At 68.2% G+C, this 24,617-nt stretch carries 30 protein-coding genes; 21 read left to right on the top strand and 9 right to left on the bottom strand.

Translation table 11 applies throughout. The annotated features are described in order from the left end of the window. The first annotated feature begins 67 nt into the window (after nt 1-67). Entirely contained in the window at nt 68-676 is a 609-nt protein-coding gene (locus PSV00_RS06195; RefSeq protein ID WP_300445644.1) for a fasciclin domain-containing protein, read from the top strand. 149 nt (nt 677-825) lie between these two features. Here the strand turns inward: PSV00_RS06195 and PSV00_RS06190 are convergent, their stop codons facing one another. After that, the gene (locus tag PSV00_RS06190; protein ID WP_300445643.1) at nt 826-1,149 is read right to left on the bottom strand and encodes a DUF1476 domain-containing protein; all 324 of its coding nucleotides are present in this window, start codon (nt 1,147-1,149) and stop codon (nt 826-828) included. A gap of 272 nt (nt 1,150-1,421) precedes the next feature. Between PSV00_RS06190 and purC the strand changes: the two genes are divergently transcribed. The 8 genes from purC (at nt 1,422) to PSV00_RS06150 (ending at nt 5,959) form a co-directional block, all read left to right on the top strand. Further along, complete coding sequence (gene purC / locus PSV00_RS06185; RefSeq protein ID WP_300445642.1) at nt 1,422-2,180, top strand: phosphoribosylaminoimidazolesuccinocarboxamide synthase; 759 nt, start codon at nt 1,422-1,424, stop codon at nt 2,178-2,180. Continuing rightward, a complete protein-coding gene (gene purS / locus PSV00_RS06180) occupies nt 2,180-2,416 on the top strand; it encodes a phosphoribosylformylglycinamidine synthase subunit PurS (RefSeq protein ID WP_300445641.1) in 237 nt (78 codons plus the stop codon). Before purC ends, purS begins: the two co-directional genes overlap by 1 nt. Beyond that, entirely contained in the window at nt 2,413-2,544 is a 132-nt protein-coding gene (locus tag PSV00_RS06175; RefSeq protein WP_300445640.1) for a hypothetical protein, read from the top strand. The genes purS and PSV00_RS06175 overlap by 4 nt, the downstream gene beginning before the upstream one ends. Before the next feature lie 49 nt (nt 2,545-2,593). Further along, nucleotides 2,594-3,067 (top strand): YbhB/YbcL family Raf kinase inhibitor-like protein, encoded by a 474-nt coding sequence (locus tag PSV00_RS06170; protein ID WP_300445639.1) that lies wholly within the window; start codon nt 2,594-2,596, stop codon nt 3,065-3,067. A gap of 25 nt (nt 3,068-3,092) precedes the next feature. Further along, complete coding sequence (locus tag PSV00_RS06165) at nt 3,093-3,803, top strand: HD domain-containing protein (RefSeq protein ID WP_300445638.1); 711 nt, start codon at nt 3,093-3,095, stop codon at nt 3,801-3,803. Nucleotides 3,804-3,836: 33 nt separating this feature from the next. After that, nucleotides 3,837-4,499 (top strand): phosphoribosylformylglycinamidine synthase subunit PurQ, encoded by a 663-nt coding sequence (gene purQ, locus PSV00_RS06160; RefSeq protein ID WP_300445637.1) that lies wholly within the window; start codon nt 3,837-3,839, stop codon nt 4,497-4,499. Between the two features lie 94 nt (nt 4,500-4,593). Next, nucleotides 4,594-5,295: a hypothetical protein gene (locus PSV00_RS06155; protein WP_300445636.1), complete on the top strand. Its 702-nt coding sequence runs from the start codon at nt 4,594-4,596 to the stop codon at nt 5,293-5,295. Between the two features lie 10 nt (nt 5,296-5,305). After that, on the top strand, nt 5,306-5,959 hold the full coding sequence (locus PSV00_RS06150) for a MalM family protein (protein WP_300445635.1): 654 nt from the start codon (nt 5,306-5,308) through the stop codon (nt 5,957-5,959). A gap of 69 nt (nt 5,960-6,028) precedes the next feature. On the opposite strand, the gene PSV00_RS06145 is transcribed toward PSV00_RS06150, so the two are convergent. Continuing rightward, nucleotides 6,029-6,217: a hypothetical protein gene (locus PSV00_RS06145; RefSeq protein WP_300445634.1), complete on the bottom strand. Its 189-nt coding sequence runs from the start codon at nt 6,215-6,217 to the stop codon at nt 6,029-6,031. Nucleotides 6,218-6,360: 143 nt separating this feature from the next. On the opposite strand from PSV00_RS06145, the gene PSV00_RS06140 reads away from it, so the two are divergent. The 3 genes from PSV00_RS06140 to PSV00_RS06130 are packed head-to-tail and all read left to right on the top strand — an operon-like array spanning nt 6,361 to nt 9,763. Continuing rightward, on the top strand, nt 6,361-7,161 hold the full coding sequence (locus tag PSV00_RS06140) for a hypothetical protein (RefSeq protein WP_300445633.1): 801 nt from the start codon (nt 6,361-6,363) through the stop codon (nt 7,159-7,161). Nucleotides 7,162-7,201: 40 nt separating this feature from the next. Beyond that, nucleotides 7,202-9,400 carry a phosphoribosylformylglycinamidine synthase subunit PurL gene (gene purL, locus PSV00_RS06135; protein ID WP_300445632.1) on the top strand — a complete coding sequence of 733 codons (2,199 nt, stop codon included), beginning with the start codon at nt 7,202-7,204 and terminating at the stop codon, nt 9,398-9,400. 3 nt (nt 9,401-9,403) lie between these two features. Continuing rightward, nucleotides 9,404-9,763, top strand: a complete 360-nt coding sequence (locus tag PSV00_RS06130) for a DUF305 domain-containing protein (protein ID WP_300445631.1) — start codon at nt 9,404-9,406, stop codon at nt 9,761-9,763. A gap of 12 nt (nt 9,764-9,775) precedes the next feature. Here the strand turns inward: PSV00_RS06130 and PSV00_RS06125 are convergent, their stop codons facing one another. The 5 genes from PSV00_RS06125 to PSV00_RS06105 form a co-directional block, all read right to left on the bottom strand. After that, nucleotides 9,776-10,600, bottom strand: coding sequence for a TIGR00282 family metallophosphoesterase (locus PSV00_RS06125; protein WP_300445630.1), 825 nt, complete (start codon nt 10,598-10,600; stop codon nt 9,776-9,778). Beyond that, complete coding sequence (locus PSV00_RS06120) at nt 10,597-11,142, bottom strand: 5-formyltetrahydrofolate cyclo-ligase (protein WP_300445629.1); 546 nt, start codon at nt 11,140-11,142, stop codon at nt 10,597-10,599. Before PSV00_RS06120 ends, PSV00_RS06125 begins: the two co-directional genes overlap by 4 nt. A gap of 716 nt (nt 11,143-11,858) precedes the next feature. Continuing rightward, a complete protein-coding gene (locus PSV00_RS06115; RefSeq protein WP_300445628.1) occupies nt 11,859-13,001 on the bottom strand; it encodes a hypothetical protein in 1,143 nt (380 codons plus the stop codon). A gap of 356 nt (nt 13,002-13,357) precedes the next feature. Further along, nucleotides 13,358-13,684, bottom strand: coding sequence for a cell division protein ZapA (locus PSV00_RS06110; protein ID WP_300445627.1), 327 nt, complete (start codon nt 13,682-13,684; stop codon nt 13,358-13,360). After that, nucleotides 13,684-13,953 carry a hypothetical protein gene (locus tag PSV00_RS06105; protein WP_300445626.1) on the bottom strand — a complete coding sequence of 90 codons (270 nt, stop codon included), beginning with the start codon at nt 13,951-13,953 and terminating at the stop codon, nt 13,684-13,686. Before PSV00_RS06105 ends, PSV00_RS06110 begins: the two co-directional genes overlap by 1 nt. 141 nt (nt 13,954-14,094) lie before the next feature. On the opposite strand from PSV00_RS06105, the gene tkt reads away from it, so the two are divergent. From tkt to purT, 3 genes are read left to right on the top strand one after another with little or no spacing between them, the layout of a single operon-like run. Beyond that, nucleotides 14,095-16,044, top strand: a complete 1,950-nt coding sequence (tkt, locus tag PSV00_RS06100) for a transketolase (RefSeq protein WP_300445651.1) — start codon at nt 14,095-14,097, stop codon at nt 16,042-16,044. 3 nt (nt 16,045-16,047) lie between these two features. Continuing rightward, nucleotides 16,048-16,443 (top strand): VOC family protein, encoded by a 396-nt coding sequence (locus tag PSV00_RS06095; protein ID WP_300445625.1) that lies wholly within the window; start codon nt 16,048-16,050, stop codon nt 16,441-16,443. Between the two features lie 3 nt (nt 16,444-16,446). Further along, entirely contained in the window at nt 16,447-17,643 is a 1,197-nt protein-coding gene (gene purT / locus PSV00_RS06090) for a formate-dependent phosphoribosylglycinamide formyltransferase (RefSeq protein ID WP_300445624.1), read from the top strand. Between the two features lie 76 nt (nt 17,644-17,719). On the opposite strand, the gene PSV00_RS06085 is transcribed toward purT, so the two are convergent. Continuing rightward, nucleotides 17,720-18,454, bottom strand: coding sequence for an EF-hand domain-containing protein (locus PSV00_RS06085; protein ID WP_300445623.1), 735 nt, complete (start codon nt 18,452-18,454; stop codon nt 17,720-17,722). A gap of 130 nt (nt 18,455-18,584) precedes the next feature. Between PSV00_RS06085 and PSV00_RS06080 the strand changes: the two genes are divergently transcribed. The 4 genes from PSV00_RS06080 (at nt 18,585) to PSV00_RS06065 (ending at nt 22,528) form a co-directional block, all read left to right on the top strand. Next, nucleotides 18,585-19,292 carry a response regulator gene (locus tag PSV00_RS06080; protein ID WP_300445622.1) on the top strand — a complete coding sequence of 236 codons (708 nt, stop codon included), beginning with the start codon at nt 18,585-18,587 and terminating at the stop codon, nt 19,290-19,292. Beyond that, entirely contained in the window at nt 19,289-20,827 is a 1,539-nt protein-coding gene (locus tag PSV00_RS06075) for an ATP-binding protein (RefSeq protein ID WP_300445621.1), read from the top strand. Before PSV00_RS06080 ends, PSV00_RS06075 begins: the two co-directional genes overlap by 4 nt. Nucleotides 20,828-20,933: 106 nt before the next feature. Then, nucleotides 20,934-21,941 (top strand): type I glyceraldehyde-3-phosphate dehydrogenase, encoded by a 1,008-nt coding sequence (gap, locus tag PSV00_RS06070; RefSeq protein WP_300445620.1) that lies wholly within the window; start codon nt 20,934-20,936, stop codon nt 21,939-21,941. Then, complete coding sequence (locus PSV00_RS06065; protein ID WP_300445619.1) at nt 21,884-22,528, top strand: hypothetical protein; 645 nt, start codon at nt 21,884-21,886, stop codon at nt 22,526-22,528. Before gap ends, PSV00_RS06065 begins: the two co-directional genes overlap by 58 nt. Nucleotides 22,529-22,587: 59 nt before the next feature. Here the strand turns inward: PSV00_RS06065 and PSV00_RS06060 are convergent, their stop codons facing one another. After that, the gene (locus tag PSV00_RS06060) at nt 22,588-22,944 is read right to left on the bottom strand and encodes an endonuclease domain-containing protein (protein ID WP_300445618.1); all 357 of its coding nucleotides are present in this window, start codon (nt 22,942-22,944) and stop codon (nt 22,588-22,590) included. Between the two features lie 88 nt (nt 22,945-23,032). Between PSV00_RS06060 and PSV00_RS06055 the strand changes: the two genes are divergently transcribed. Continuing rightward, nucleotides 23,033-24,244: a phosphoglycerate kinase gene (locus tag PSV00_RS06055; protein WP_300445617.1), complete on the top strand. Its 1,212-nt coding sequence runs from the start codon at nt 23,033-23,035 to the stop codon at nt 24,242-24,244. A 102-nt stretch (nt 24,245-24,346) separates the two neighbouring features. After that, the coding region (locus PSV00_RS06050) for a class II fructose-bisphosphate aldolase (RefSeq protein ID WP_300445616.1) at nt 24,347-24,617 on the top strand (271 nt) is incomplete at its 3' end.

The following is a 24,617-nucleotide window of genomic DNA, read 5'->3' as shown; positions in this document are numbered from 1 at the left end:
TCCTTTTCCGCTCCCGACAGTAGCTGTCTGTGTCGTCGCCGCAGCGCGACACCTCAGGAGAGATTCGATGACCTTGACCCGCCCCACCATCCTCGCCGGCGTTTCGCTGGCCGCCCTGCTGGCCCTGACGGCCTGCAACAAGCCCGCCGAAGCCCCGGCCGCCGCCCCCGCCGACGCCATGGCCCCCGCCGCAGCCGAGCCGATGGTCGGCGGGGCCGCGATGAGTCCGAGCGACACCATCGTCGCCAATGCCGCCAAGGCCGCCACCCTGACGACCCTGGTCGCCGCCGTCCAGGCCGCCGGTCTGGCCGAAACCCTGAGCGGTCCCGGCCCCTACACCGTGTTCGCCCCGGACAATGCCGCCTTCGCCAAGGTACCTGCAGAGACGCTGGGCAGCCTGATGGCCCCGGCCGGCAAGGCCGACCTGACCAGGATCCTGACCTATCACGTGGTGCCCGGCCGCCTGACCGCCGCGGACATCGCCGCCCAGGCCACGGCCAATGGCGGTACGGCGACCCTGACCACCGTGCAGGGCGAATCCCTCAAGGTCTCGGCCGGCCCCAACGGTACCTGGGTCATCACCGACGCCAAGGGCGGGACCTCGACCATCACCCAGGCCGACGTCGCCCAGTCGAACGGCATGGTCCATGTGATCGACACGGTGCTGATGCCCTAGATCTTCCGGCGCGTCCCGACGGGCGCATCGGAGGCCGGATGGCGGCCCGCCCCCTGATCGTCATCCGGCAAAAAGGGCCGCTCCATCACTGGAGCGGCCCTTTTGATGTCGACGGGATCGCGGGGCGGCATGGCCGCCCGGCCAGGCCCTTATTCGCCGGTGCGGATCTGGTCGCGGGCGATCGAGGCCAGCTCGTCCATCTTGGAGCGAATCTCGCCCTCGGAAACGGACATGCCGGAGCCCTTGAAGTCGCCGGCGATCTTGCGGAACACGTCCTCTTCGCCCGGCTGGTCGAAATCGGCGCGCACGACGGCATTGGCGTATTGTTCGCCGCTTTCGGCGGACAGGCCCATCTTCTCGGCAGCCCACAGGCCCAGCAGCTTGTTGCGGCGGGCCATGGCCCTGAATTCCTGATCCTGATCGAGCGCGAACTTGGACTCGAATCCGGCTTCCCGATCATCAAAGGTCGTCATAGGCGTTCAGAAGCTCCAATCGCGAGCGTCAGCAGGCCCGCAGTCGCGGAGGTCTATAGACCGCTCCCCGCTGAACGCAACCGCACGCATGGCGGTTCCTGCTCCGCCACGACCGGGACTGTCGTTTGTATCACAGGCCGCGTTCCGCTAGTGTCCGCGCGCCTTATCTTCCCGCCCGCCCGATTCCGTTCTCGCGCCGCCCAGACCAAGGTTCTGGCCGCGCGATTTTTGTTTCCGGACAGGTTTTTATCCCTCCCCGCCGGGACACGACCATGAATTCCAAGCGCAAGAAAATCTACGAGGGCAAGGCCAAGATCCTCTACGAGGGTCCCGAGCCCGGCACGCTGATCCAGTATTTCAAGGATGACGCGACCGCCTTCAACGGCGAGAAAAAGGCCCAGCTGGAAGGCAAGGGCGTGATCAACAACCGCATCAGCGAGTTCATCATGAGCCGGCTGAACGGAATCGGCGTCACCAACCATTTCATCAAACGGCTGAACCTGCGCGAGCAGCTGATCCGCGAGGTCGAGATCATTCCGCTGGAGGTCGTGTGCCGCAATATCGTGGCCGGCTCGATGAGCCAGCGCCTCGGCATCGAGGAGGGTACGCCCCTGCCCCGCTCGATCATCGAATTCTATTACAAGAAGGATGAGCTCAACGACCCGATGGTCACCGAGGAGCATATCACCGCCTTCAACTGGGCCACGACCCAGGAGCTGGACGACATCCTGGCCATGACCGTGCGGGTCAACGACTATCTGTCGGGCATGTTCGGCGCGGTCGGCATCACCCTGATCGACTTCAAGATCGAGTTCGGCCGCGTCTGGGAGAATGATTTCGCCCGGGTCATCCTGGCCGACGAGATCAGCCCCGATTCGTGCCGCCTGTGGGACACCGCCACCGGCGAGAAGCTGGACAAGGACCGCTTCCGCCGCGACCTGGGCAATGTCATCGAAAGCTATACCGAAGTGGCCAAACGGCTGGGCATCATGAAGGATATGCCCACCGTGATTCAGGGAGGACTGCACTGATGGCGAAGGTCAGGGTTCATGTGTACCTCAAGCCCGGCGTGCTCGACGTCCAGGGCAAGGCCGTCGAGCAGGCCCTGCACGGCCTCGGCTGGACCGGCGTCAGTAACGCCCGGGTCGGCAAGATGATCGAATTCGACCTGGCCGACGCGGCGGACGCCGAGGCCGAGGTCAAGAAGATGTGCGACACCCTGCTGGCCAATACCGTGATCGAAAGCTACCGCGTCGAAATCGCGTGAAACGGCTGATCCAGTTCTCGGTCGCGGCCTTTGTGCTGGTTTGTGTGCTGATCTTTGCCGTCGCCCTGGGCGGCGGCCTGATGGACAGCGGCGCCTTCACCGAGGCGGCGACACGACAGGGACATTAGGGCCACGGGTGCGTTAGGATCGGACGACGATCAGCGACGGGGACATCGGATGACCTTCACCCTCACTTCCAACGACCTGACGGACGGCGGAACCCTGCCGGACGCCCAGGTCCAGGCCAGGGGCAACAGCTCGCCCCACCTGCGCTGGTCGGGTGCCCCCGCGGGCACGCGCAGCTATGCGGTCACCTGCTATGACCCCGACGCCCCGACCGGTTCGGGCTTCTGGCACTGGACCGTGGCCAACATCCCGGCGGACGTCACGGAGCTGCTGGAGGACGCCTCGTCCGGCGGCCTGCCGCGGGGCGCGGTCGAGGGCCGCACGGATTTCGGGACCCCCGGATTCGGCGGGGCCGCCCCGCCTCCCGGCCACGGGCCGCACCGCTATATCTTCACCGTCTTCGCCGTCGACGTACCGCATCTGGACGTGACACCCGACAATTCCGGCGCGGTGTTCGGCTTCAACCTGCATTTCCATACGCTGGCGAAGGCCTCGCTGACCGCGACGTATGAGAACCATGGCTGAGCCGGCGTTTCGTCGGGCGGTCGGCATGAAGACCACTATTCTGGCCATCACAGCCGGGGCGCTGCTGTTGATCCCGGCGACGGCATCGGCGAGGCAGGACGGCGCGGCTGTCACGTCGGCCGCCGCAACGCCCGCCGGCATCCCGCTGGACAGTCCGTGGCGGCGCGCCGTGTACCAACAGGCGCACGATAGTTTCCTGCACCCGGGCTGGGGCTGGCGTCACTCGGAACGCAACTATGTGCTGGGGATGGCGCTGGCCCGGACGGAAGGTCTGACGGTCGACCCGGATGTACTGTTCGCCGCCGCATTCCTGCACGACTGGGGCGGAATCGCCCCCTTCGCCAGCCCCGGCGTCGACCATGCCGTCCGCTCGGTCGAACTGGCCGAACCCTTCCTGACCGAGGCCGGCTTCCCGATGGAGAAATTCCCGGCCGTGCGCGCCGCGATCCTCGGCCATATGTACGACAGGGAGCCTGATGGGCCCGAGGCCGTAGTCCTGCACGACGCCGACGCGTTGGACTTCCTCGGCGGGCTCGGGGCGGCGCGCCTGCTGGCCGCCACCGGCGACCGGCCGGACTACGACCAGGCGCTGGGGCGGATCGAGCGATTCGCGATCGACATTCCGCCGCGCCTGAAGACTCCGGCGGCCCGTGAGATGGCCGTACCCCGTGTGGCGAGGATGACGGACTTTCTCGCCGCGGTGCGGCGCGAGACGCCCGAGGGCACCAGACCCTGACATGAGCCGCAAACGCTGCTACAGGGCCGCGCCATGAGCGCAGCTGTCATCGTCTTCCCGGGTTCCAACTGTGACCGCGACTGCAAGGTCGCGATCGAACGCTCGACCGGCGAGCGGGTCGAGATGGTCTGGCACCAGGAAACCACCCTGCCCGAGGGGCTGGACCTGATCGTCCTGCCGGGCGGCTTCTCCTATGGCGACTATCTGCGCTGCGGGGCCATGGCGGCCATGTCGCCGGTGATGCAGGCCGTGAAGAAGGCCGCCGATGACGGCGTGGCCGTGGTCGGGATCTGCAACGGCTTCCAGATCCTGTGCGAGGCCGGCATGTTGCCGGGGGCCCTGCTCCGCAACGCCGGGCTGAAATATGTGTGCAAGCCGGTCAGCCTGACCGTGACCAACGGCCAGACCCGGTTCACCGCCGGCTACCAGGGTCAGCGCGAGGTGGTGATGACCCAGGGCAATGGCGACGGAAACTTCTTCGCCGACGCCGAAACCCTGGCCCGGATCGAGGGCGAGGGCCAGGTCGTGTTCCGCTATGTCGACAATCCCAACGGCTCGGTCGCCGATATCGCCGGCATCCAGAATGCGCGCGGCAATGTGCTGGGCCTGATGCCGCACCCGGACCGCGCCTTCGAGGCCGAGCTGGGCTCGGCCGACGGGGCAACCCTGTTCCGCAGCATTATGGACGCCGCCTGAAGCCTGGCGCATTTTCGCCTCATTCACGGCAGCCGGGCGATTGACACGACCACAACCCCGGGGCATCCCTCAAGCAAATCCGGGGGAGTTTTCAATGTTCAAGAGAGTGCTTGTGGCCGCCATGGCCATGACCGTTGCCGCCTGCGCTTCGCCCTATGTGGCCACGCCCTATGACCGCTCGACCGCGTCTGTCCAGAGCATCGCCCTGATCGACGATTCCGTGCCGGAAAAGGCCATTGCCTATGAGGTCGCCTCGGTCGGCGGGAATTTCGGCCTGATCGGCGCACTGGTCGATGCCGGTATCCAGGCCGAGCGCCAGGGCGCGGTCAATGAGGCCCTGGACGGGCTCGGCTTCGAAGCCGAATCGACACTGGAAGCCCGGGTCATCGAGGCCTTGGGCCAGCAGGGCTATACCGCCGCGCCGCTGACGGGGGCCGACCGGGCCAAGCGCGACTTCCTCGAAACCTATCCCGAAGCCCCGGCGGGCGTGGACGGCTATCTGGATATCGCTATCGTCCAGTACGGCTATATGTCCGCCGGCGCGGGTCAGCCGTTCCGTCCGACGGTGGGGGCCAAGGTCAAGCTGGTCAAGGTGTCCGACGGCTCGACCCTGATGGAGAATATGATCGTCTATAATCCGTTGAACACGGTCGAGGGCGTGGTCACCCTGGCACCGAACCCGGACTATGAATTCCGCAACCGCGCCGCCCTTCTGGAAAACCCTGAGCGGCTGGCGGCGGGGATCGAGGATGCCCTGAACCAGGTGGCCGATACCGCCGCCCGCCTGCTGCGCTGAGGCCCGGACCATGCACATCAAGATCCTCGTCAGTGCCGTCCTTGGCGCGGGCCTGACCGCCGCCTGCGCCACGGCCGTGCCGCCGGCCCCCGCGGTGCTCGAATACGCGCGGCAGGACTGCGACGCCGCACCGAACCTGGCCGACGCGATCAGCCTGACGCCGGAAAAGGAGAGCCCGGTCCACCGGGTCTCTACCGTCGTCACCAGCCAGACCGCCTGTCTGAAGAGCGACGGCGGGACGTCCCCCTATGTCGTCTATGCCCTGCCCGCAGACCGGGGAGACAAGACCCTGATCGTCGGCGGGGTACTGGAGGCCTTTCGGATATTCGCGCCCGCTATCATCCTGCTGGATTCGCAGGGTCAGGTCACCCGGGCCTTCGCTGCCGACGAGTTCCTGTATCGCGGACCGGTCTATTCCGTGCAGTTCCGGCCGCGTGAGACCGAGGCCTATATCCTGGTCGACGTGGATCGCGACCGGGTCGGGGGCGGCTATGACGCAATCAATGTCGGCACGAATACGACGACGATCTCAACCGGCTACTACGCGTCCAATTGGACAACCGGGACCGAGAACCATTCCAGCCGCACCTTCTCGTGGGAGGGCACGGTCCTGGTCACGGTCAACGACAGCGACACCGAAGAAAAACCCGGCGACCCGGCCTAGATGCGCCGAACGGGGCCAATACCGGGAATTCCGGTGCGGGCCCGCCAAAGGCCGAACGCGGCCCGGGCCTCAGGCGTCGTCGGACGCCTTCAGCGCCTCATCATCGGGCTCGACGTGGACATCCTCGTCGTCGCGCGACTGAACGTCGCCCGGATCACGCTGGGCGGCCAGTTCGCGGGCACCGATGCCCAGCCCCTGTTCACGCACGCGGCTGGCGGCGACGTCGTCGGTTTCAAAGACGGGTTTGGAATCGGCCATGGTCGGGTCTCCTGATTGCCGGAGTCTAACCCGACGACCCGGCCGGGGTTCCCGAACGGCGTGCAGCGAAACGCCCCGACCGTGAACCTTTGCTGTTTCCATGCGTAGTCTGTCCGTTCCCCGCCCCGCTTCCGGAGATGACCGTGCCAACCACCGCCCCCACCTCGGCCGAGGCCACACGCCGGTTGCTGGTCCTCGCCAGCGCCCTGTTCGCCGTGGTCATCGGCCAGGCCCAGGTCCTGATGGGCTGGGGCCAGAGCCCGGCCGAGTTCGCCGCGGACAGCGACGCGACCCTGCGGGTGGCCGGATTCGCCTTCGCCATCTGGGGCATCATCTATCTGTGGCTGATGGTCTATGCGGTGCGCCAGGCCATTCCGGCGACGCCGGAGACCCCGCTGCTGAAGGCCCTGGGCTGGCCCTCGGTCATCACCCTGCTGGCCATCGGCTGGTGGGTCCCGGCCGCGGCCTTCGACTGGGAAATCAGCACCATCGTCCTGATCTTCGGGGCCCTGCTGGTCCTGCTGGGGGCGCTTCTGGCCCAGGCCGAGGCCATTCGCAGCCTGTCCCGTCGCAACCGCGACCGCTGGATGACCGTCTGGCCCCTGGCCCTGCTGGCCGGCTGGCTGACGGTGGCGGCCCCGGTCAACCTGCTGACGGTCGTGACCGGCAACGGTGACCTGCCCGGCTTCCTGCCGCCGACGGCCTGGGCGATCGTGGCGGTGGCAGCCGTGGCCGCCACGGCCCTGCTGGTGACCGCCCGGCTGCGCCTGCTGGCCTACGGCCTGCCCGTGGCCTGGGGTCTGATCGGGGTCTTCGCCGCCGAACAGACCCGTAACGCCCCCCTGGCCTTCACCGCCCTGGGTGCCGCCCTGGTCGTGCTGGTCGGGATCATCGTGCTGGTGTTCCGGCTTCGGCCCCGGTCCGAACAGCCGACGGTGACGTGAAGGCTGACACACCGGCCGCGAGTCGCTAGAAGCGCGCTCCATGAGCGCTCCGCAAAAGACCACCGCCGAACTGGCCGCCGAATACGGCCTGTCCCCCGCCGAATACCAGGTCGTCCTCGACCGTCTGGGGCGCGAGCCCAATGACGTCGAACTGGGCGTGTTCTCGGTGATGTGGAGCGAGCACTGCTCGTACAAGTCGTCGAAGATCCATCTGGGCAAATTCCCGACCACCGGACCGCGCGTGATCTGCGGGCCGGGCGAGAACGCCGGGGTCATCGACATCGACGACGGCGACGCCTGCATCTTCAAGATGGAGAGCCACAACCACCCGTCCTATATCGAGCCCTACCAGGGCGCGGCGACCGGGGTGGGCGGCATCATGCGCGACGTCTTCACCATGGGCGCGCGACCGGTGGCCCTGCTCAATGCCCTGCGCTTCGGCGACCCGAGCCACGAGAAGACGAAGCGACTGGTCAAGGGCGTGGTGTCCGGCATCGGCGGCTACGGCAATTGCGTCGGCGTCCCGACGGTGGGCGGCGAGACCAATTTCCACCGCGGCTACAACGGCAATATCCTGGTCAACGCCATGTGCGTGGGCGTGGCCAAGGCCGACAGCATCTTCTATTCGGCCGCGCCGGGCGCCGGCATGTCGGTGGTCTATTTCGGTTCCAAGACCGGTCGTGACGGCATCCACGGCGCGACCATGGCCAGCGCCGAGTTCGACGCGGATTCCGATGACAAACGCCCGACCGTCCAGGTCGGCGACCCCTTCGCCGAAAAACTGCTGATCGAGGCGACGCTGGAGCTGATGGCCTCGGGCGCGGTCGCCGCCATCCAGGACATGGGGGCTGCGGGCCTGACCAGTTCCTCGGTCGAGATGGCCGGCAAGGGTGGCGTCGGCGTCGAGCTGAACATGGACATGGTGCCCCAGCGCGAAGAGGGGATGACGGCCTATGAGATGATGCTGTCGGAGAGCCAGGAGCGGATGCTGGCCGTGCTGAAGCCGGGCCGCGAGGCCGACGGCCACCGCATCTTCGAGAAATGGGGTCTGGACGCCGCCGTGATCGGCAAGACCACCGACACCGGCCGGCTGGTGCTGAACCACCACGGCAAGGTGGTGTGCGACGTGCCGCTGGCCCCGCTGTTCGACGACGCCCCCCTGTATGACCGCCCCTGGGTCCAGCCCGAGCTGCATGCCCGCCTCGCCCCGGCCGACGTGCCCGCCCCCGTCAACTGGGAGGATGCGGTCCTCAAGGTCATCGCCTGCCCCGACATGGCCTCCAAACGCTGGATCTGGGAGCAGTACGACCGTCACGTGATGGCCGACACCCTGCAGGACTCGGCCACCGGGGCCGATGCCGGCGTGGTCCGGGTGCACGGCACCGACAAGGGTCTGGCCGTGACCAGCGACTGCACGCCCCGCTATGTCCAGAACGACCCCTACGAGGGTGGCAAACAGGCCGTGGCCGAGGCCTGGCGCAACCTGACCGCCGTCGGCTCACAGCCGATCGCCATCACCGACAACCTCAATTTCGGCAATCCGCAGCGGCCCGAGATCATGGGCCAGATCGTCCGCGCCATCGACGGCATGGCCGAGGCCTGCCGGGTGCTGGACTTCCCGGTCGTGAGCGGCAACGTCAGCCTCTATAACGAGACCAATGGCGCAGCGATCCCGCCGACCCCGACGGTGGGAGCGGTCGGCCTGCTGACCAACTATGACGTGGTCACCGGCTTCGGCGGCATGACCGAGGGCGAGACCCTGGTGCTGATCGGCGAGACGGTCGGCGAGCTGGGGGCCTCGATCTATCTGCGCGAGGTGCTGGGCCGCGAGGACGGCGCGCCGCCGCCGGTCGACCTGGCGCTGGAACGCAAGACCGGCGACTTCGTGCGCGACCTGATCGAGGCCGGCGGCCTGACCTGTGTGCACGACCTGTCCGACGGCGGGCTGATCGGGGCCGCGGCCGACCTGGCCCTGGCCTCTGACATCGGCGTGACCCTGGACGCGACCAGCGCCACCCACGCCCACATCTTCCTGTTTGGCGAGGATCAGGCCCGTTATCTGGTTGCCGTCCCCAATCCGGACGACATCATCGCCGCCGCGCGCGCGGCCGGCCTGCACGCCTCGGTCGTCGGCAAGGCCGGGGGCGATGCCTTCGCCTCGACCGATCTGTTCAGCATCCCCCTGGCCCATCTGCGCGAGATCCACGAGGGCTGGATGCCCGGCTGGATTGAGGGCTGATCCATGCGGATCTCCCTGCGGACGGGCATCGGCGGCCTGCTCCTCGCCGGCGCGGTGGGGCTGACGGCCTGCGATGGCGGGGGCGACCCGGTTCAACAGGCCGTGCGTGAAGCCAGTGCCGCCCATCAGGCGGCGGCCCTCAAAGACGGCGCGGTCACGACAACCGTTCGCCCCGCCGCCACGGATGGCGATCAGGCTTTTGTGACCGGGATGATTGAACAGCACCGCGCGGGTATGGCTGCGGCCGACGCCGCCCTGGCGCAATCGTCGGATCCGGAGGTCCGCCGCATGGCCCGGTCCATCAAGGACCGACAGATGGGCGAGATCGCCGAACTTCAGGCGTGGAAACCCGCGGCCGAATGACGTCGCCGTCCATCAGGCGACGATCGGCACACACTGGCTGAGCCGCCCGCCGACCCGGATCGGCTCGACCCGGAGGGCCAGGCCGGTCTTGTCATCGGTCTCGACAAAGACACCGCAGACGGTGGCCGGACCCGAGGCGGGCGTGTAGCGGCCGCCGGACAGCCGGGTGGTGAAGCGCCGCAGCGGCTCCTCCTTCTCGTTGCCGATCACCGAGTCATAGTCGGCGCAGGCCCCGGCGTCGGTCTGGTAGGCCGTGCCGCCGGGCAGGATCTGGCAGTCGGCGGTCGGGACATGGGTATGGGTGCCGACGACCAGGCTGGCGCGGCCGTCGCAGAAATGGCCCATGGCCATCTTCTCGCTGGTCGCCTCGCAATGCATGTCGACGATCACGGCGTCGGCGGCCAGGCCCATCGGACAGGCGGCCAGTTCGCGCTCGACCGCCCCGAACGGACAGTCCATCGGGTCCATGTGGATGCGACCCAGCACATTCATCACCAGCACGGTCTTGCCGCCGGGCGTTTCAAACAGATTGGCCCCGGCTCCCGGCGCATCCATCAGGCGCGGATAGTTGGCCGGGCGGATCATCCGCGGCTCGCGCACGATATAGGTCAGGGCCTCGCGCTGGTCCCAGCTGTGGTTGCCGAGGGTCAGGCAGTCGGCCCCGGCCATGAACAGCTCTTTCGCCGTGTTCTCGGTGATGCCGAAGCCGCCGGCGGCGTTCTCGGCATTGATCACCACGAAATCGAGCTTCAGCTCCCGCTTCAGGCCGGGCAGATGGTCGCTCAGACCGTCCCGGCCGGACTTGCCGACAACATCACCAAAAAAAGCCAGTCTCATGCGAAGGGTCTATAGCCGGTCTCGGTCAGAACACCATGCAGCCGGATATCGTGGACCTCGACCGGCAGATGGTCGACCTCCTGGCCCGCATAGGCGAAGCCGATCCTTGTTACCGCCGGTCGGGCCGCGAATGTGCGGTCATAGTAGCCCCCGCCCTGTCCCAGCCGTCCTCCCCTGGCGTCGAATGCCAGCAGAGGCGTGACGATAAGGTCCGGTTCGACGACCTCGGCCAGAGGGAACGGGGCCGGCACGCCCGCCCCGTCCAGCTCCAGCGGTTCACCCGGGGTCCAGCGGCGGAAGATCATGGGCGCGTCGCGTTCGACGACAACCGGCAGGCAAAGCTGGCGCCCGGCCCGACCGAGCGCCAGCGACAGGGCGTCCGCACCCAGTTCCGAACCGATGGCGCAATAGACGGCGACGACCCGGCCGGGCGGCAGGGCGGCGGCCTGGTCCGCCGCGCGCGCGGCCGCACCCGCGTCCAGGGCCGCCAGACGCTTGCGCGTGGCCCGCATGGTGGCACGAAGCTCCCGTTTGGCGTCCATACAGGCCCATACGGAATCCTGGGGCGCGAGGAAAGGACCGAGGCCACCCCCGGTCCTTCCAGACCCGGTCAGGTGTCAATCGCTACAGTCTTCCCCCGTCACGCCGCCCAGGACGAGTATGTAGTCCGATCCCGAGGCTGACGGCGGCGGTGGCGGCGGTTGCACGTCGTGGGGACCGGCACCCGGACCCACGCCCGTAATGATATCGGTCTGGGGGTCGCTCGTGCCATGGAGCGCCTGTACGGCGGGGACAATCAGACCGGGCTGGGGCGGGGTCTCGGGGGATCTGACGCCCCGCGGGTTCGCGCCCGGGGATCCGGACGTCCCGGCACAGGCCTGCCGTCCCTGGCGCGAGCCCTCATCCCGAGCCGGTGTCGCCGACTGGTCCCGGTCATTGCCGGCAGAACCCTGGCGACCCAGAAGGTTCGCGCCCAGCCGGGCGAGGCCAACGATCGTGCCGACGGATACGCTCCCCCCGTTACCGTCACGCCCGCCGCGGGTCTCCCCGGGCCGGGCCGGGGCCGGAACCGGAGCCGCCCGGCTCTGGGCAATCGCCGAACCGGCCATGGCGGCGATAACCGCCGCGCCGACAAGGCCGGCCTGAAGTCTGGAAACACGCATCCGAAATTCCTCCTGCTGCTCCTGGACGGACTGTCCAGCCAGCGAAGGTCCTTGCGCCTTCGATCCGGACGCCGCCTCCTCCGAACGGAGGAGGCCTAATCGAGCATTCGCAAGGCCGGGTCGGACAGGATCAACCGCACCAGATCGGCCTGGCGATTGATTCCCGACTTGGCAAACAGGCCATTCAGATGAGTCTTGGCCGTGGTGACCGAAACTCCCGCCGAGGCGGCAAAGGCCGACAGGCTGTCTCCGGCACAAAGGGCGATCGCCAGGCGGGCCTCGGCCGGCGTGGCATCAAAACGGGCACGCACCGCCTCCTCGGACACGACGGTTGAAGCGGCCGGATCGTGGATCAGGACGAAAGCCAGGGGACGTTGGGCGGCAAAGATCGAGCGGCCCGGCTCTGACGGCAGGACGATCGCTGACAGCGCGGGCATCCCATTGCCGCGCGGGAAGGCCAGTGCCGCGCCGGTCGGTCGAGGGCGGGTCGCGCCCGTGATCGCGGCCCTAAGTCGCGCATCCGGTTCCGGCCCCGTCGCCCGCAACCGGGATCCTCGTGCAATCAGGCACCGTCCCGTGGCCAACAGACATTCGGCCGCCCGGTTGGCGTATGCCAGCCGGGCCTCTTCATCGACCAGCATGACCGCTGCCGACAGCCGGTCAAAGGCGGAGAATCCGGCCCGGGCCTGAACGTGCAGCAGGTCCAGCCGCTCCGAAACCTCAAAGGCACGCCGCAAGTGCGGAAGCAGGCCGTCGAGAACCCGGCGGTCCCGGTCGTAGGCTTCGAACCGCGCTTCGCGCAGCGCCGCCAGACAGACGCGATGCAGACCGCCGGTGGTCAGCGTCAGATTGACGGCATGATGCAGCCCTTGCGGTCGCATGTATTCGTTGAAGAATTCACTGCCCTCAAGCGTCTCGCGATCGACCACGTCTTCGGCCAGCAAAACGGGCGCTGTGTGTCGCGCGGCATTCAGGATCAACACGTTGCGGCTGTGCAATTCCTCTGCATTCAGCCGAGTGTAGGCCGGGTCCAGGCCCGTCGAGAGCAGGGTTCTGTTCCGCCCGGGCTGCGCTACAGGATGGGCATACATGGCGATGGACGAGGCCAGCCGGCGCTGGAACAACGCGCCAAACGCCGCCCACTGCGTCGGGTCCGCCGCGGCAGCATAGGCGGCACCAACGAGCTCCAGTGTGATTTCCGCAGTGTTCGGTGATCCAAGCACATGACGCCGGGCCATGATTCCGCGCCCCTTGACGGTTTGAGCCTTGCTAGCACGGACCGGAACTTCGATGAACCCGGTTCCGCGAAGGGGTCCACAGACCGTCGTTCGGCCTGCGCCCGGGGCCCGGGGCACGAAGCCGTGCAGGAAAGGAGCAGGGTTGGCGGCGCCGCAAGAACCGTGAAGAGCGTTGAAATCCTCTCAGACCTGGGTAGCCAGGTGGGCTCCATATGCCCAGGCCCTCGAGCCCGGACAGGGACAGATCCCTTTGAGTGAATTAAGGTCGCGAGGAATGTTGCCTTCGACGAGGGCCGCAGCAAGACCCGCCGGGGCGGAACATAGGCCTTCGCCTGTGTCCGGACAATGGCCCGTCTTCACAGACCCTGGGCGATTTTCTCGATCCGGGCCGCCACCGCGTTCAGCGCCTCGGCCACGCCATCCCCACCCGGGGCGGCCGCCGGGGCAGGCGCGGCCGCAGGAGTGCCGTTCTGCAGGGCCAGGCGGGCCTCGTGCAGCTCATCGGCCAGCATCAGGGCGGCCATCAGGAACAGGCGGATATCGCCGACATGGCCGACATCCCCGGCCACCTGGCGCACGCTGGTGTCGAACTGCTTGCCCAGGATGCGCACCCGCTCCTCCTGGCCGTCGGCACAGCCCACGGCATAGGGGCGTCCGTTGATCTCGACGGTGACGGTAGCCATCAGCCCTGCCCGTCCCGTGCCTGTCGGTCCAGAATGTCACGCACGGCGTCGGCCGCCAGGGCCAGGGCTCCGGCCGCATCACGACCGGCCGCCTCCAGCGCAGCGATCCGCTCGGCGTCCTCGGGCAGGCCGGCGCGGGGCGCGAACAGATCGTCGTCCCCCACCGCCGGGGCGGTCGCCGGACGGGCCTTCAGCTCCAGAACCTTGCGCTCCAGCGTCGCGAGCGCGCGGTCGATCCGGTCCTTGGCGGTGGTGGTGGCATCAGCCATCGGGTCGCTTCCTCCAGATTTCGTATAGAACCCGCCAGCGCGTCGCGGTAAAGCGTCCCGCCTCCATTTCCCTCGACTCGCCGAAAGGTCAGCGCCGTGAGCAATTCCTCCCCCGCACCCGAAAAGGCGTCCCACAAACAGATGGCCGATGCCATCCGTGTCCTGTCCATGGACGGGGTCGAAAAGGCCAGGAGCGGCCACCCCGGCATGCCGATGGGCATGGCCGACGTGGCCACGGTGCTGTTTTCCAAATTTCTGAAGTTCGATGCAAGCCAGCCGAACTGGGCGGACCGGGACCGGTTCATCCTGTCGGCGGGCCACGGCTCGATGCTGATCTACAGCCTGCTGCACCTGACCGGCTATGCGGCGGCGACCCGCGCCGAGCTGGAGAATTTCCGCCAGTGGGGCTCGAAGACGGCCGGTCACCCCGAATACGGTCACATGCCCGGCGTCGAGACCACCACCGGTCCGCTGGGTCAGGGCCTGGCCAATTCCGTCGGCTTCGCCATGGCCGAACGCCATATGGCCGCCCGTTTCGGTGACGATCTGGTCGACCACCGCACCTGGGTCATCGCCGGCGACGGCTGTCTGATGGAGGGGGTGTCGCAGGAAGCCATCGCCCTGGCCGGTCGCTACAAGCTCAACAAGCTGACGGTGCTGTGGGACGACAATTCGATCACCATCGACGGGGCCGTGGCCCTGTCGGACGCCACCGACCAGCAGGCGCGGTTCAAGGCCTGCGGCTGGGCGGTCAAGACCATCGACGGCCATGACATGGGCGAGATCAAGAAGGCCCTGGCCTGGGCGACCAAACAGTCGAAGCCGACCCTGATCGCCTGCAGGACGAAAATCGGACGCGGCGCAGCCACGATGGAAGGCAGCCACAAGACCCACGGGGCCGCCCTGGGGGCCACGGAGATCGAGGCCACCCGCAAGGCCCTGCACTGGACCGCCGCCCCGTTCGAGGTGCCGGAAGCGATCAGCAAGGCCTGGCTCAAGGTCGGCAGGCACGGCGCGAAACACCGCAAGGCCTGGGAGGCCAGCCTCGCCGCCTCGCCCAAGGCCGCCGAATTCACCCGGGCCATGGCCGGCGACCTGCCCGCCGGGGCCTTCGACGCGCTGGAGAGCGCCATCGCCGGCCTGGTCGAGAGCCAGCCGGCCCAGGCGACCCGCCAGTCGTCCGGCGCGGCGCTGGACCAGCTGTTCGGGGCTGTCCCCGAACTGATCGGCGGCTCGGCCGACCTGACCGGCTCGAACAACACCTTCGTCAAGGGCACCGCCATCCTCGATGCGCCCGACTATGACGGCCGTTACGTCAACTGGGGCATCCGTGAGCATGGCATGGCCTCGGCCATGAACGGCATGGCCCTGCACGGCGGGGTCATCCCCTACGGCGGCACCTTCATGGTGTTCTCGGACTACAGCCGTCCGGCCATCCGTCTGGCCGCCCTGATGGGCATCCGGGTCGTGCATGTGCTGACCCACGACTCCATCGGCCTGGGCGAGGATGGCCCGACCCATCAGCCGGTCGAGCATCTGGCCGCCCTGCGCGCCATTCCCAACCTGCTGGTGTTCCGTCCCGCCGATACGATCGAGGCGATGGAATGCTGGAAGCTGGCGCTGGAGCACAGGACCGCACCCTCGGCCCTGGCCCTGTCGCGCCAGAAGACCCCGGCGGTGCGCACCGTCGCCGCCTCCGAAAACCTGTCGGGCCGCGGGGCCTATGAGATCAAGGCGGCCTCCAGCGAGGCGCGGGTGACCCTGTTCGGCACCGGCACCGAACTGGCCCTGGCCCTGGCCGCCGCCGAGACCCTGGAGGCCGAAGGTACCCCGACCCGGGTCGTCTCGGTGCCCTGTTTCGAACTGTTCGAACAGCAGGACGCCAAATACCAGGCCTCGGTCATCGGTCGCGGCACCGTGCGCGTGGCCGTCGAGGCCGGCATCAAACAGGGCTGGGAACGGTTCATCGGCGAGGACGGAGCCTTTATCGGCATGGCGTCCTTCGGGGCCAGCGCCCCGGCCGAGGTGCTGTACGAGAAGTTCGGCATCACCGCCGATGCCGTTGTCGCGGCTGTCCAGGCCCGGCTCTAGGCCATGGTGCACCTGGGGGCCGTCTCCCTGCTGGTCCGCGACTATGACGCGGCCATCGCCTTCTATGTCGGCACGCTGGGCTTCGACCTGAGCGAGGACACCGACATGGGCGGCGGCAAGCGCTGGGTACGGGTCACGCCGAAAGGCGGGCAGACCTCCCTGTTGCTGGCCCGGGCCACGGCTCCGGACCAGCTTGCCCGCGTCGGCGACCAGGCCGGGGGCCGGGTCTGGCTGTTCCTCGAGACCGACGACCTGATCCGCGACCACGCGGCCTGGTCAGCGGCCGGGGTGCATTTTCGCGAAGCCCCGCGCCATGAACCCTATGGCAGGGTGGTGGTGTTCGAGGATCTGTACGGCAACGCCTGGGACCTGATCGAACCGGCCCGCAACGAGGACTGACCCATGACCCGTATCGGCACCCCCCTGTCCGACTCCGCCACCCGCGTGATGCTGCTGGGAGCCGGCGAACTGGGCAAGGAACTGGCCATCGAGCTGCAGCGGCTGGGGGTCGAGGTCATCGCCGTCGACCGCTATCCCAATGCCCCGGCCATGCAGGTCGCGCACCGCAGCCATGTGATCCCGATGACCGACCCCCATGTGCTGGCCGGGGTCATCGCCGCCGAAATGCCGCACATCATCGTGCCCGAGATCGAGGCCATCGCCACCGACGTCCTGGCCGAGATCGAGGCGGCCGGCCATGCGGTGGTCATCCCCACGGCGCGGGCGACCCGGCTGACCATGAACCGCGAGGGCATCCGCTGTCTGGCGGCCGAGGCGCTGGGCCTGCCGACCAGTCCCTATGCCTTCGCCGGTTCGGCCGCCGAGCTGGCCGAGGCCGCGCACCGCATCGGCCTGCCGGTCTTCGTCAAGCCGGTGATGTCGTCCTCGGGCAAGGGCCAGTCGTTCATCGAGGCGCTGGAAGACGCCGGCAATGCCTGGGCCTGGGCCCAGTCGGGCGGGCGGGTCGAGACGGCGCGGGTCATCGTCGAGGGCCGGATCGATTTCGACTATGAGATCACCCTGCTGACCGTGCGGTCTCTGAGAGACGGCGTCGTGGTCACCGACTTCTGCGCCCCGATCGGCCATCGCCAGGTCAAGGGCGACTATGTCGAGAGCTGGCAGCCGCAGGCCATGACGGCCGCCGCCCTGGCCACGGCCCAGGATATCGCCGGCAAGGTCACGGATGCGCTGGGCGGGCTGGGCGTTTTCGGGGTCGAGCTGTTCGTGAAGGGCGACCAGGTCTGGTTCTCGGAAGTGTCGCCGCGCCCGCACGACACCGGCCTGGTGACCCTGGCGACCCAGACCCTGAGCGAGTTCGCCCTGCATGCCCGGGCCATCCTGGGCCTGCCCGTCGATGTAACCCTGCGCGACACCGGGGCCAGCGCCGTCATCTATGGCGGGATGGAAGCGACCGGGATCGCCTTCGAGGGGGTGGCCGAAGCCCTGTCGGTGCCGACCGCCGACCTGCGGCTGTTCGGCAAGCCCGAAAGCTATGAGCGCCGCCGCATGGGCGTGGCCACCGCGCGCGGTGCCACGGTCGAAGAGGCCCGTGAACGGGCGCGCGAGGCGGCCTCCCGGGTCCGCCCCGTCGCCGGCTAGACAAAAAAAGGGGGGCCGCACCGACCGGTGCAGCCCCCCTGATCCGTCTGAAGTCCGGCCGGAACCGGGCGCGGGCCTATTGGTCCGACGACCGCTCCGTCGTGCGGGTGACGACCCGGACCTGCTGCGCGCCGCCCGTTTCCGTCGTGTCGATCGCGCCGGAATGATCCGTGTCCATCCGGGCGAAGGCCGCCCGCATCGGGGCCAGGAATTCGGCCTCGGAGATCCTGCCGTCACCGTCGGTGTCGAGGTCGTTGCCGCCCTCGCCCTCACCCAGGCGATGGATCTCGATCCGGGTGTCGCCGTCGCCGTCGTGCCAGCTCATCGGTCCGCCGCCAGGGCCCATGCGGCGCACAACGACTTCGCGCTCGCCGTCGGGTCCGCCCGGCGCGCCATCCGTGATCACCATGATGCGTTCCTCATGCCGTTCGCCCGGCGCGCCATCAGGGGCGGTGCGGTGCATTTCCATCCGGTGCCGCATCGGCCCGCCATCCGGCCCGCCCTCGGGCCCGCCGCGGAAGATCATCATCTCATGCTCGCCGCCCGGCCCGCCCGGACCATGTCCGGCGCGGAGTTCCTCGGGCGACAGGCGGCCGTTACCGTCGGTATCCATCCGGCCGAAGGCGTCGGTCATCGGTGCGGCGAATTCCTCGCGACTGACCTGGCCATCGCCGTCCTTGTCCAGCCCGCCGGGGCCGTCATGGTCGCTCATGACCATGACGCGGGTCTCGGTCCGCATATGCGGCGGCGGGGGCGGGGCCGGCGGCGTCTGCAGGGTCAGGACGGCGGCGAGGTTCAGAAGGGTCAGCATGGTGCATCTTTCTGCAGTGAAGCTATGCCCCCTTTGGACCACGCCGCCCTTGCCGTGATGTTTCAGGGACGGAGAGAATTGTTTCAGCCCTGAAATGACGCCGACGCCGGACCCCGTCACAATGGCCGCAATGACCCTGCCCTCCGCCCCCCGTATTCTGGTCGTCGACGACGACCCCGGCATCCGCGAGGTGCTGTGCGATTACCTGGTCCAGCACGGCTACGAGGCCCGTGGCGCGGCCAGTGCCGCCGAGATGGACCGGGCCTTCGCAGCACAGGCCCCGGACCTGATCGTGCTGGATCTGATGATGCCCGGCGAGGACGGCCTGTCGGTGTGTCGCCGCCTGTCCGGCAAGGGGCCGCCGATCGTCATGCTCAGCGCCATGGGCGAGGACACCGACCGGATCATCGGGCTGGAGCTGGGGGCCGACGACTATCTGGCCAAGCCCTGCAATCCGCGCGAACTGCTGGCCCGCATCCGCGCCGTGCTGCGCCGCCCGCGTGAGGACAGCCCCGCCGAAGCGGGCGTCCTGGGCTTTGCGGGCTGGCGGCTGGACCTGATGCGACGCGAACTGACCCGACCGGACGGGGCAATCATTTCCCTTTCGGCCGGGGAATTTGCCCTGCTGCGCGCCTTCGTCGACAGCCCAGGCCGGGTCCTGACCCGCGACCACCTGCTGGAGCGCGCACGCGGCAACGATACCGATGTGTTCGACCGGGCCATGGATGTGCAGATCAGCCGGCTGCGGCGCAAGCTGGACGACGGCTCGGGCCTGGAACTGATCCAGACCCGGCGCGGTGAGGGCTATATGTTCGATGCGAAGGTCGAGCGCCGATGAAGTCGCCCACCGCCTTGCCCGTCCTGGTCCAGGTTGCCGCCCTGGCGACCCTGGCCGTGGTCATGTCCCAGGCCGTGGCCTTTGGCGTGGTGCTGCTGGCCCCGGAACCGCGCCCGGCCGGCTTCAGCATCGAGGCCGCCGCCGAAGCGCTGGAGGGCCGACCGGCCGAGACCTCGGATGGTCGCACGCTGAAACGCCATCTGTCGGACAAGGCTCCGACCCTGGCCGGCAGTCCGCGCGAACCCCTGGCCCTGGCCATCAGCGCCGGCCTGGCCCAACGCCTGCAGGTGCAGCCCGACGCCCTGCGCGTCACGGTCCCGCCGCGCGCGCCCGGTCCGGGCCGCGGCCCTCCGCCGCCCCGGACGGATGACAACCGCACCGAACTCGTGTTCGTCCGCCCCGGTATCCAGGGCCCTGACGCCGACGGCGGCGAAACCCTGCACTGGAACCGTCAGGTCGAACCCGGCGAGACCGTCGACAGGCCCGGCCCCACCCGTGAGGTCCGGGCCGAGGTTCACATGCGCCACATGGCCCCGGCCGGGGCCGAGGCCATCACCATCGACACCACCACCCATCAGTTCACCATAGTCACCGACAAATTGACCTTCGCCCCGTTCAGCGCCGCCCTGCGGCTGCCGGACGGTCGCTGGGCCTCGGTGACGCCGCCGCATGGTCTGCTGTCGCCGTGGCAGGTGCGGATTCTGATCGCCCTGGGCATCTCCCTGCTGTTGCTGGCCCCGCTGGTCTGGGTCATGGCGCGGCGGCTGACCCGGCCGATCCGCGTCTTCGCCGAGGCGGCCGAACGACTGGGGGCCGACCCCGATGCCGAACCCATGGTCGCCTCGGGCCCGACCGAGGTGCGCACCGCCATCCACGCCTTCAACGACATGCAGGCCGCCCTGCGCGACCATATGCGCCGCCGCAGCCAGACCGTCGCCGCCATCGCCCATGACCTGCGCACCCCGCTGACGCGGCTGCGGTTCCGGGCCGAACAGGCCCCGGACAGCGTGCGCGACCGCATGGCCGCCGATATCGAGGAGATGGACGCCCTGATCGCCACGGCCATGGCCTATGTGCGTGGCGAGGCGGCCCCGGACCGCAGCGAACCGTTCGACCTGACCGTACTGGCGGCGGACTGTGCCACCGGGTTCAGCGAGACCGGGGCGAATGTGACCTTCAGCGGTGACGCTGCCCTGCCGGTCGTGGCCGATCCCGCCGCCCTGCGCCGGGCCCTGGCCAATCTGATCGCCAATGCGGTGAAATTCGGCGGCGGGGCCCGGGTCCATGCGGTCGCCGCGGACGGCAGGGCCGTGGTCACGGTCGAGGACGACGGCCAGGGCGTCCCCGCGGACGAGCTGGAGGCGGTTTTCGACCCCTTCCACCGCGGCGAACGCTCGCGCAGCCGCGAGACCGGCGGGGCCGGACTGGGACTGACTGTGGCGCGCCAGGCCGCCCGGGCCCATGGCGGCGACGTCGTGCTGGAGAATAGGAATGGCGGCGGACTGACGGCCAGGCTGACCCTGCCGCTGACCTGAACCGTAACAAGCGATCACGGCTTGTTACGGCCACGGGGTTGATCCGCGCGCCCGTCGGTTCCATTGAAGCGGCCATCACAGACACACCGCTTCAGGAGCCCCGCCCATGACCGTCCGCGTCGCCATCAATGGTTTCGGCCGTATCGGCCGCCTCGTCCTGCGTTCGATCGTCGAGCACGGCCGTCGCGACATCGAGGTGGTGGCGATCAACGATCTGGGTCCGGTGTCCACCAACGCCCACCTGCTGAAGTATGACTCGGTGCACGGCCGCTTCCCCGGCACCATCGAGAGCGGCGAGGACTGGATCGACGTCGGCCTGGGCAAGATCAAGGTCACGGCCGAGCGCGACCCGGCCAACCTGCCGCACAAGGCATTGAACGTCGACATCGCCTTCGAATGCACCGGCATCTTCACGGCCCGTGACAAGGCGGCGGCCCACCTGAAGGCCGGGGCCAAGCGCGTCCTGATCTCGGCACCCGGCGACGGTGCCGACAAGACCATCGTCTACAAGGTCAACCACGAGACCCTGACCGCCGACGACATCATCGTCTCCAACGGCAGCTGCACTACCAATGCCCTGGCCCCGGTGGCCAAGGTGCTGCACGACCTGTTCGGTATCGAGCGCGGCTACATGACCACCATCCACTCCTACACCGGCGACCAGCCGACGCTGGATACGATGCACAAGGACCTGTACCGCGGCCGCGCCGCCGCCCTGTCGATGATCCCGACCTCGACCGGAGCCGCCAAGGCCCTGGGTCTGGTGCTGCCGGCCCTGAAGGGCAAACTGGACGGCTCGTCGATCCGCGTGCCGACCCCGAACGTCTCGGTCGTCGACCTGAAGGTCGTCGCCGGTCGCGAGACCACCGTGGCCGAAATCAACGCCGCCCTGCAGGCTGCCGCCGACGGTCCGATGCGTGGCGTGCTGTTCACCACCGACGAGGCCCTGGTCTCCTGCGACCTGAACCACATCGCCGCCTCGTCGACCGCCGCCCTGCCCCAGACCCAGGTCGTCGACGGCACCCTGGCCCGGGTGCTGACCTGGTACGATAACGAATGGGGTTTCGCGACGCGGATGGCGGACACGGCGCTGGTGATGAGCAAGCTGATCTGATGCCGGACAAGGGAGCGAAAGAGGGCGCACTTTCTGCTCCCGCCGCTTCTGGTGAGGCATACGTCCCGTCATCGGCACAACCGGTGACGGAATGGTCGGATGCCGTTTACCGCGAACTCACCGATTGGGCATCTGTTCTGGCAGGGCGTTGGGAACGATGGGCACCTGAGTATCTCGTTCTGACCATCGACACCCATGGTGGTTCGGCCATCGAGCCCGTGGTCATCGATACCTACGAGGGCGAGCTCACTGTGACCTTCGGGTTTTGGGAGACACATCTTCCCGGCGACGGAATCTATGACGACTCGGACTCGCACCGAGCGAGCAAGGCGGCGAAGACACTGGTTTCGGACTGGCTTGAGGGCCGTACCGCGACAGCGATCTATTTCGATATTGAGGACAAATGGTGCGGATCGAAACTCCTCGAGACGCCCCAAGATGCATCGCTCATCGGTGATATCGAATGGATCGAGACTTTCAGGCCTGTTCGCGTCGAAATCCGAAAGTCGCAAAAATCTGAGTGGCAACACTTTCGACTCGGAGACGAAAATCTGAGCAGCGCCGTCAGTGCTGCTCTCAAACGATGAGATAACGATCACCGCCCCTCTGTCGCACCCTTTCCCTTCTCCCCTCTTGGGAGAAGGTGTCAGGCGGAGCCTGACGGATGAGGGGGTGGTCGACCCGCAGCATGGCAACGTATGGCCTCCAGCATCAGGTTCGGATTGGTCAGGACTGCCTCATTGCCGAAGCGCAGAATGGTGAACTCCCGTCGGGTCAGATCGGCGTCACGGGCCTTGTCTTCGGCCTCGCGCAGGCGATGCACGCCGCCGTCCAGCTCGATGACCAGTTTCAAATCGTAGCAACAGAAGTCGGCGATCCACGGGTCGATGCGAGTCTGGCGGCGGAATTTCCAGCCTTCAAAACCACGACGACGCAGCAAGGCCCACATCGCCGTCTCGGCGAAGGTCATCGTCGACCTCAAACGATTGGGCTGGCCTGCCATCCCCCTCATCCGTCTCGCTGCGCGAGCCACCTTCTCCCACGAGGGGAGAAGGGATAACAACGTCCGACCCCCTTTACCGGAGCCGCCCATGACCTTCCGCACCCTCGACGACGCCGCAAAGGCCAATGGCGGACTCGCCGGCAAGACCGCCCTCGTGCGCGTGGATTTCAACGTCCCGATGGAGGGCGGCAAGGTCACCGACGACACCCGGCTGCGCGTCGCCCTGCCGACGATCCAGCGGCTGCGCGACGCCGGGGCTAGGGTCGCCCTGCTCGCCCATTTCGACCGCCCCAAGGGCAAGGTCGTGCCGGCGATGAGCCTGCAGCCGGTGGTCGATGATCTGGAACGTCTGCTCGGCGCGCCGGTGCGGTTCGCGTCCGACTGCGTGGGGGAAGAGGCGAAGGCCATGATCGCCGACCTCGACATCGGCGGCGTCGTCCTGCTGGAGAACGTCCGCTTCCACGCGGGCGAGGAGGCCAACGCCCCGGACTTCGCCGCGCAGCTGGCGGAACTGGGCGATCTCTACGTCAACGACGCCTTCTCGGCCGCCCACCGCGCCCATGCCTCGACCGAGGGTCTGGCGCGGCTGTTGCCCGCCTACGCCGGCGAGTCGATGCGGCGCGAGCTGGATGCGCTCGACGCTGCCCTGGGCAATCCGCAGAAGCCGGTGCTGGGTATCGTCGGCGGGTCCAAGGTCTCGTCCAAGCTGGACCTGTTGCAGAACCTCGTCGGCAAGCTGGACCGGCTGGCCATCGGCGGCGGCATGGCCAACACCTTCCTGCACGCCCAGGGCGTCGATGTCGGGGGGTCGCTGTGCGAGAAGGACCTGGCCGACACCGCCCGCGCCATCCTCGCCGAGGCCGAGGCGAAGGGTTGCGAGATCCTGCTGCCCATCGATGTGGTGATCGCCACTGACGTCAAGCCGGGGGCCGAGACCCGCACCGTCCTGGCCCGCGAGCCCATCGGCGACGACGAGAAGATCCTCGATGCCGGGCCGCTGACGGTCGAGAAGCTGATCAAGGCCATGGCCCTGTCGCGCACCCTGATCTGGAACGGCCCGCTGGGCGTGTTCGAGGTGCCCCCGTTCGACGCCGCCACGGTCAAGGCGGCCCGGGCGGCGGCGCAGCTGGCGAAGGCCGGGGCCCTGGTCGCGGTGGCCGGCGGCGGCGACACGGTCGCGGCCCTGCATCACGCGGGCGTGGCGGACGACATGACCTTCGTCTCCACCGCCGGCGGTGCCTTCCTCGAATGGATGGAGGGCAAGCCCCTGCCCGGGGTCGAGGCGCTGCGCCGCGCCTGATCGCTGCGGGCAGCGGGCACGGATGGGTCGTTACAATGCGTGACTTCGCGACAAGCCAACGCTAAACCTTCGACAAAATAATACTCGCCCAGGAGTTCCCCGATGGCCCGCATCACCCTGCGACAGCTGCTCGACCACGCCGCCGAAAACGACTACGGCCTGCCCGCCTACAACATCAACAATATGGAACAGGGGCTGGCGATCATGGAGGCGGCGGAAGCCGTCAACGCCCCGGTCATCATCCAGGCCAGCCGCGGAGCCCGCAGCTATGCCAACGACATCGTGCTGGCCAAGCTGATCGACGCCCTGGCCGAACTGTATCCGCACATCCCGGTCTGCATGCACCAGGACCACGGCAACGGCCCGGCCACCT

The sequence above is a fragment of the Brevundimonas sp. genome, assembly GCF_029945885.1.
Lineage (GTDB): Bacteria > Pseudomonadota > Alphaproteobacteria > Caulobacterales > Caulobacteraceae > Brevundimonas.
This window is presented reverse-complemented; position numbering and strand designations above follow the sequence as displayed.

Excerpts from the sequence above, each read along its gene's own strand:
- purC (WP_300445642.1), top strand. The coding sequence starts at position 1,422 with ATGAATTCCAAGCGCAAGAAAATCTACGAGGGCAAGGCCAAGATCCTC.
- purQ (WP_300445637.1), top strand. The coding sequence starts at position 3,837 with ATGAGCGCAGCTGTCATCGTCTTCCCGGGTTCCAACTGTGACCGCGAC.
- PSV00_RS06165 (WP_300445638.1), top strand. The coding sequence starts at position 3,093 with ATGAAGACCACTATTCTGGCCATCACAGCCGGGGCGCTGCTGTTGATC.
- PSV00_RS06130 (WP_300445631.1), top strand. The coding sequence starts at position 9,404 with ATGCGGATCTCCCTGCGGACGGGCATCGGCGGCCTGCTCCTCGCCGGC.
- PSV00_RS06105 (WP_300445626.1), bottom strand. The coding sequence starts at position 13,953 with ATGGCTGATGCCACCACCACCGCCAAGGACCGGATCGACCGCGCGCTC.
- PSV00_RS06110 (WP_300445627.1), bottom strand. The coding sequence starts at position 13,684 with ATGGCTACCGTCACCGTCGAGATCAACGGACGCCCCTATGCCGTGGGC.
- PSV00_RS06190 (WP_300445643.1), bottom strand. The coding sequence starts at position 1,149 with ATGACGACCTTTGATGATCGGGAAGCCGGATTCGAGTCCAAGTTCGCG.
- PSV00_RS06060 (WP_300445618.1), bottom strand. The coding sequence starts at position 22,944 with ATGGCAGGCCAGCCCAATCGTTTGAGGTCGACGATGACCTTCGCCGAG.
- PSV00_RS06150 (WP_300445635.1), top strand. The coding sequence starts at position 5,306 with ATGCACATCAAGATCCTCGTCAGTGCCGTCCTTGGCGCGGGCCTGACC.
- PSV00_RS06125 (WP_300445630.1), bottom strand. The coding sequence starts at position 10,600 with ATGAGACTGGCTTTTTTTGGTGATGTTGTCGGCAAGTCCGGCCGGGAC.
- PSV00_RS06145 (WP_300445634.1), bottom strand. The coding sequence starts at position 6,217 with ATGGCCGATTCCAAACCCGTCTTTGAAACCGACGACGTCGCCGCCAGC.
- PSV00_RS06120 (WP_300445629.1), bottom strand. The coding sequence starts at position 11,142 with ATGGACGCCAAACGGGAGCTTCGTGCCACCATGCGGGCCACGCGCAAG.
- PSV00_RS06155 (WP_300445636.1), top strand. The coding sequence starts at position 4,594 with ATGTTCAAGAGAGTGCTTGTGGCCGCCATGGCCATGACCGTTGCCGCC.
- PSV00_RS06085 (WP_300445623.1), bottom strand. The coding sequence starts at position 18,454 with ATGCTGACCCTTCTGAACCTCGCCGCCGTCCTGACCCTGCAGACGCCG.
- PSV00_RS06195 (WP_300445644.1), top strand. The coding sequence starts at position 68 with ATGACCTTGACCCGCCCCACCATCCTCGCCGGCGTTTCGCTGGCCGCC.
- PSV00_RS06080 (WP_300445622.1), top strand. The coding sequence starts at position 18,585 with ATGACCCTGCCCTCCGCCCCCCGTATTCTGGTCGTCGACGACGACCCC.
- PSV00_RS06095 (WP_300445625.1), top strand. The coding sequence starts at position 16,048 with ATGGTGCACCTGGGGGCCGTCTCCCTGCTGGTCCGCGACTATGACGCG.
- PSV00_RS06055 (WP_300445617.1), top strand. The coding sequence starts at position 23,033 with ATGACCTTCCGCACCCTCGACGACGCCGCAAAGGCCAATGGCGGACTC.
- gap (WP_300445620.1), top strand. The coding sequence starts at position 20,934 with ATGACCGTCCGCGTCGCCATCAATGGTTTCGGCCGTATCGGCCGCCTC.
- purS (WP_300445641.1), top strand. The coding sequence starts at position 2,180 with ATGGCGAAGGTCAGGGTTCATGTGTACCTCAAGCCCGGCGTGCTCGAC.
- purT (WP_300445624.1), top strand. The coding sequence starts at position 16,447 with ATGACCCGTATCGGCACCCCCCTGTCCGACTCCGCCACCCGCGTGATG.
- PSV00_RS06170 (WP_300445639.1), top strand. The coding sequence starts at position 2,594 with ATGACCTTCACCCTCACTTCCAACGACCTGACGGACGGCGGAACCCTG.
- purL (WP_300445632.1), top strand. The coding sequence starts at position 7,202 with ATGAGCGCTCCGCAAAAGACCACCGCCGAACTGGCCGCCGAATACGGC.
- PSV00_RS06115 (WP_300445628.1), bottom strand. The coding sequence starts at position 13,001 with ATGGCCCGGCGTCATGTGCTTGGATCACCGAACACTGCGGAAATCACA.
- tkt (WP_300445651.1), top strand. The coding sequence starts at position 14,095 with ATGGCCGATGCCATCCGTGTCCTGTCCATGGACGGGGTCGAAAAGGCC.
- PSV00_RS06075 (WP_300445621.1), top strand. The coding sequence starts at position 19,289 with ATGAAGTCGCCCACCGCCTTGCCCGTCCTGGTCCAGGTTGCCGCCCTG.
- PSV00_RS06065 (WP_300445619.1), top strand. The coding sequence starts at position 21,884 with ATGGGGTTTCGCGACGCGGATGGCGGACACGGCGCTGGTGATGAGCAA.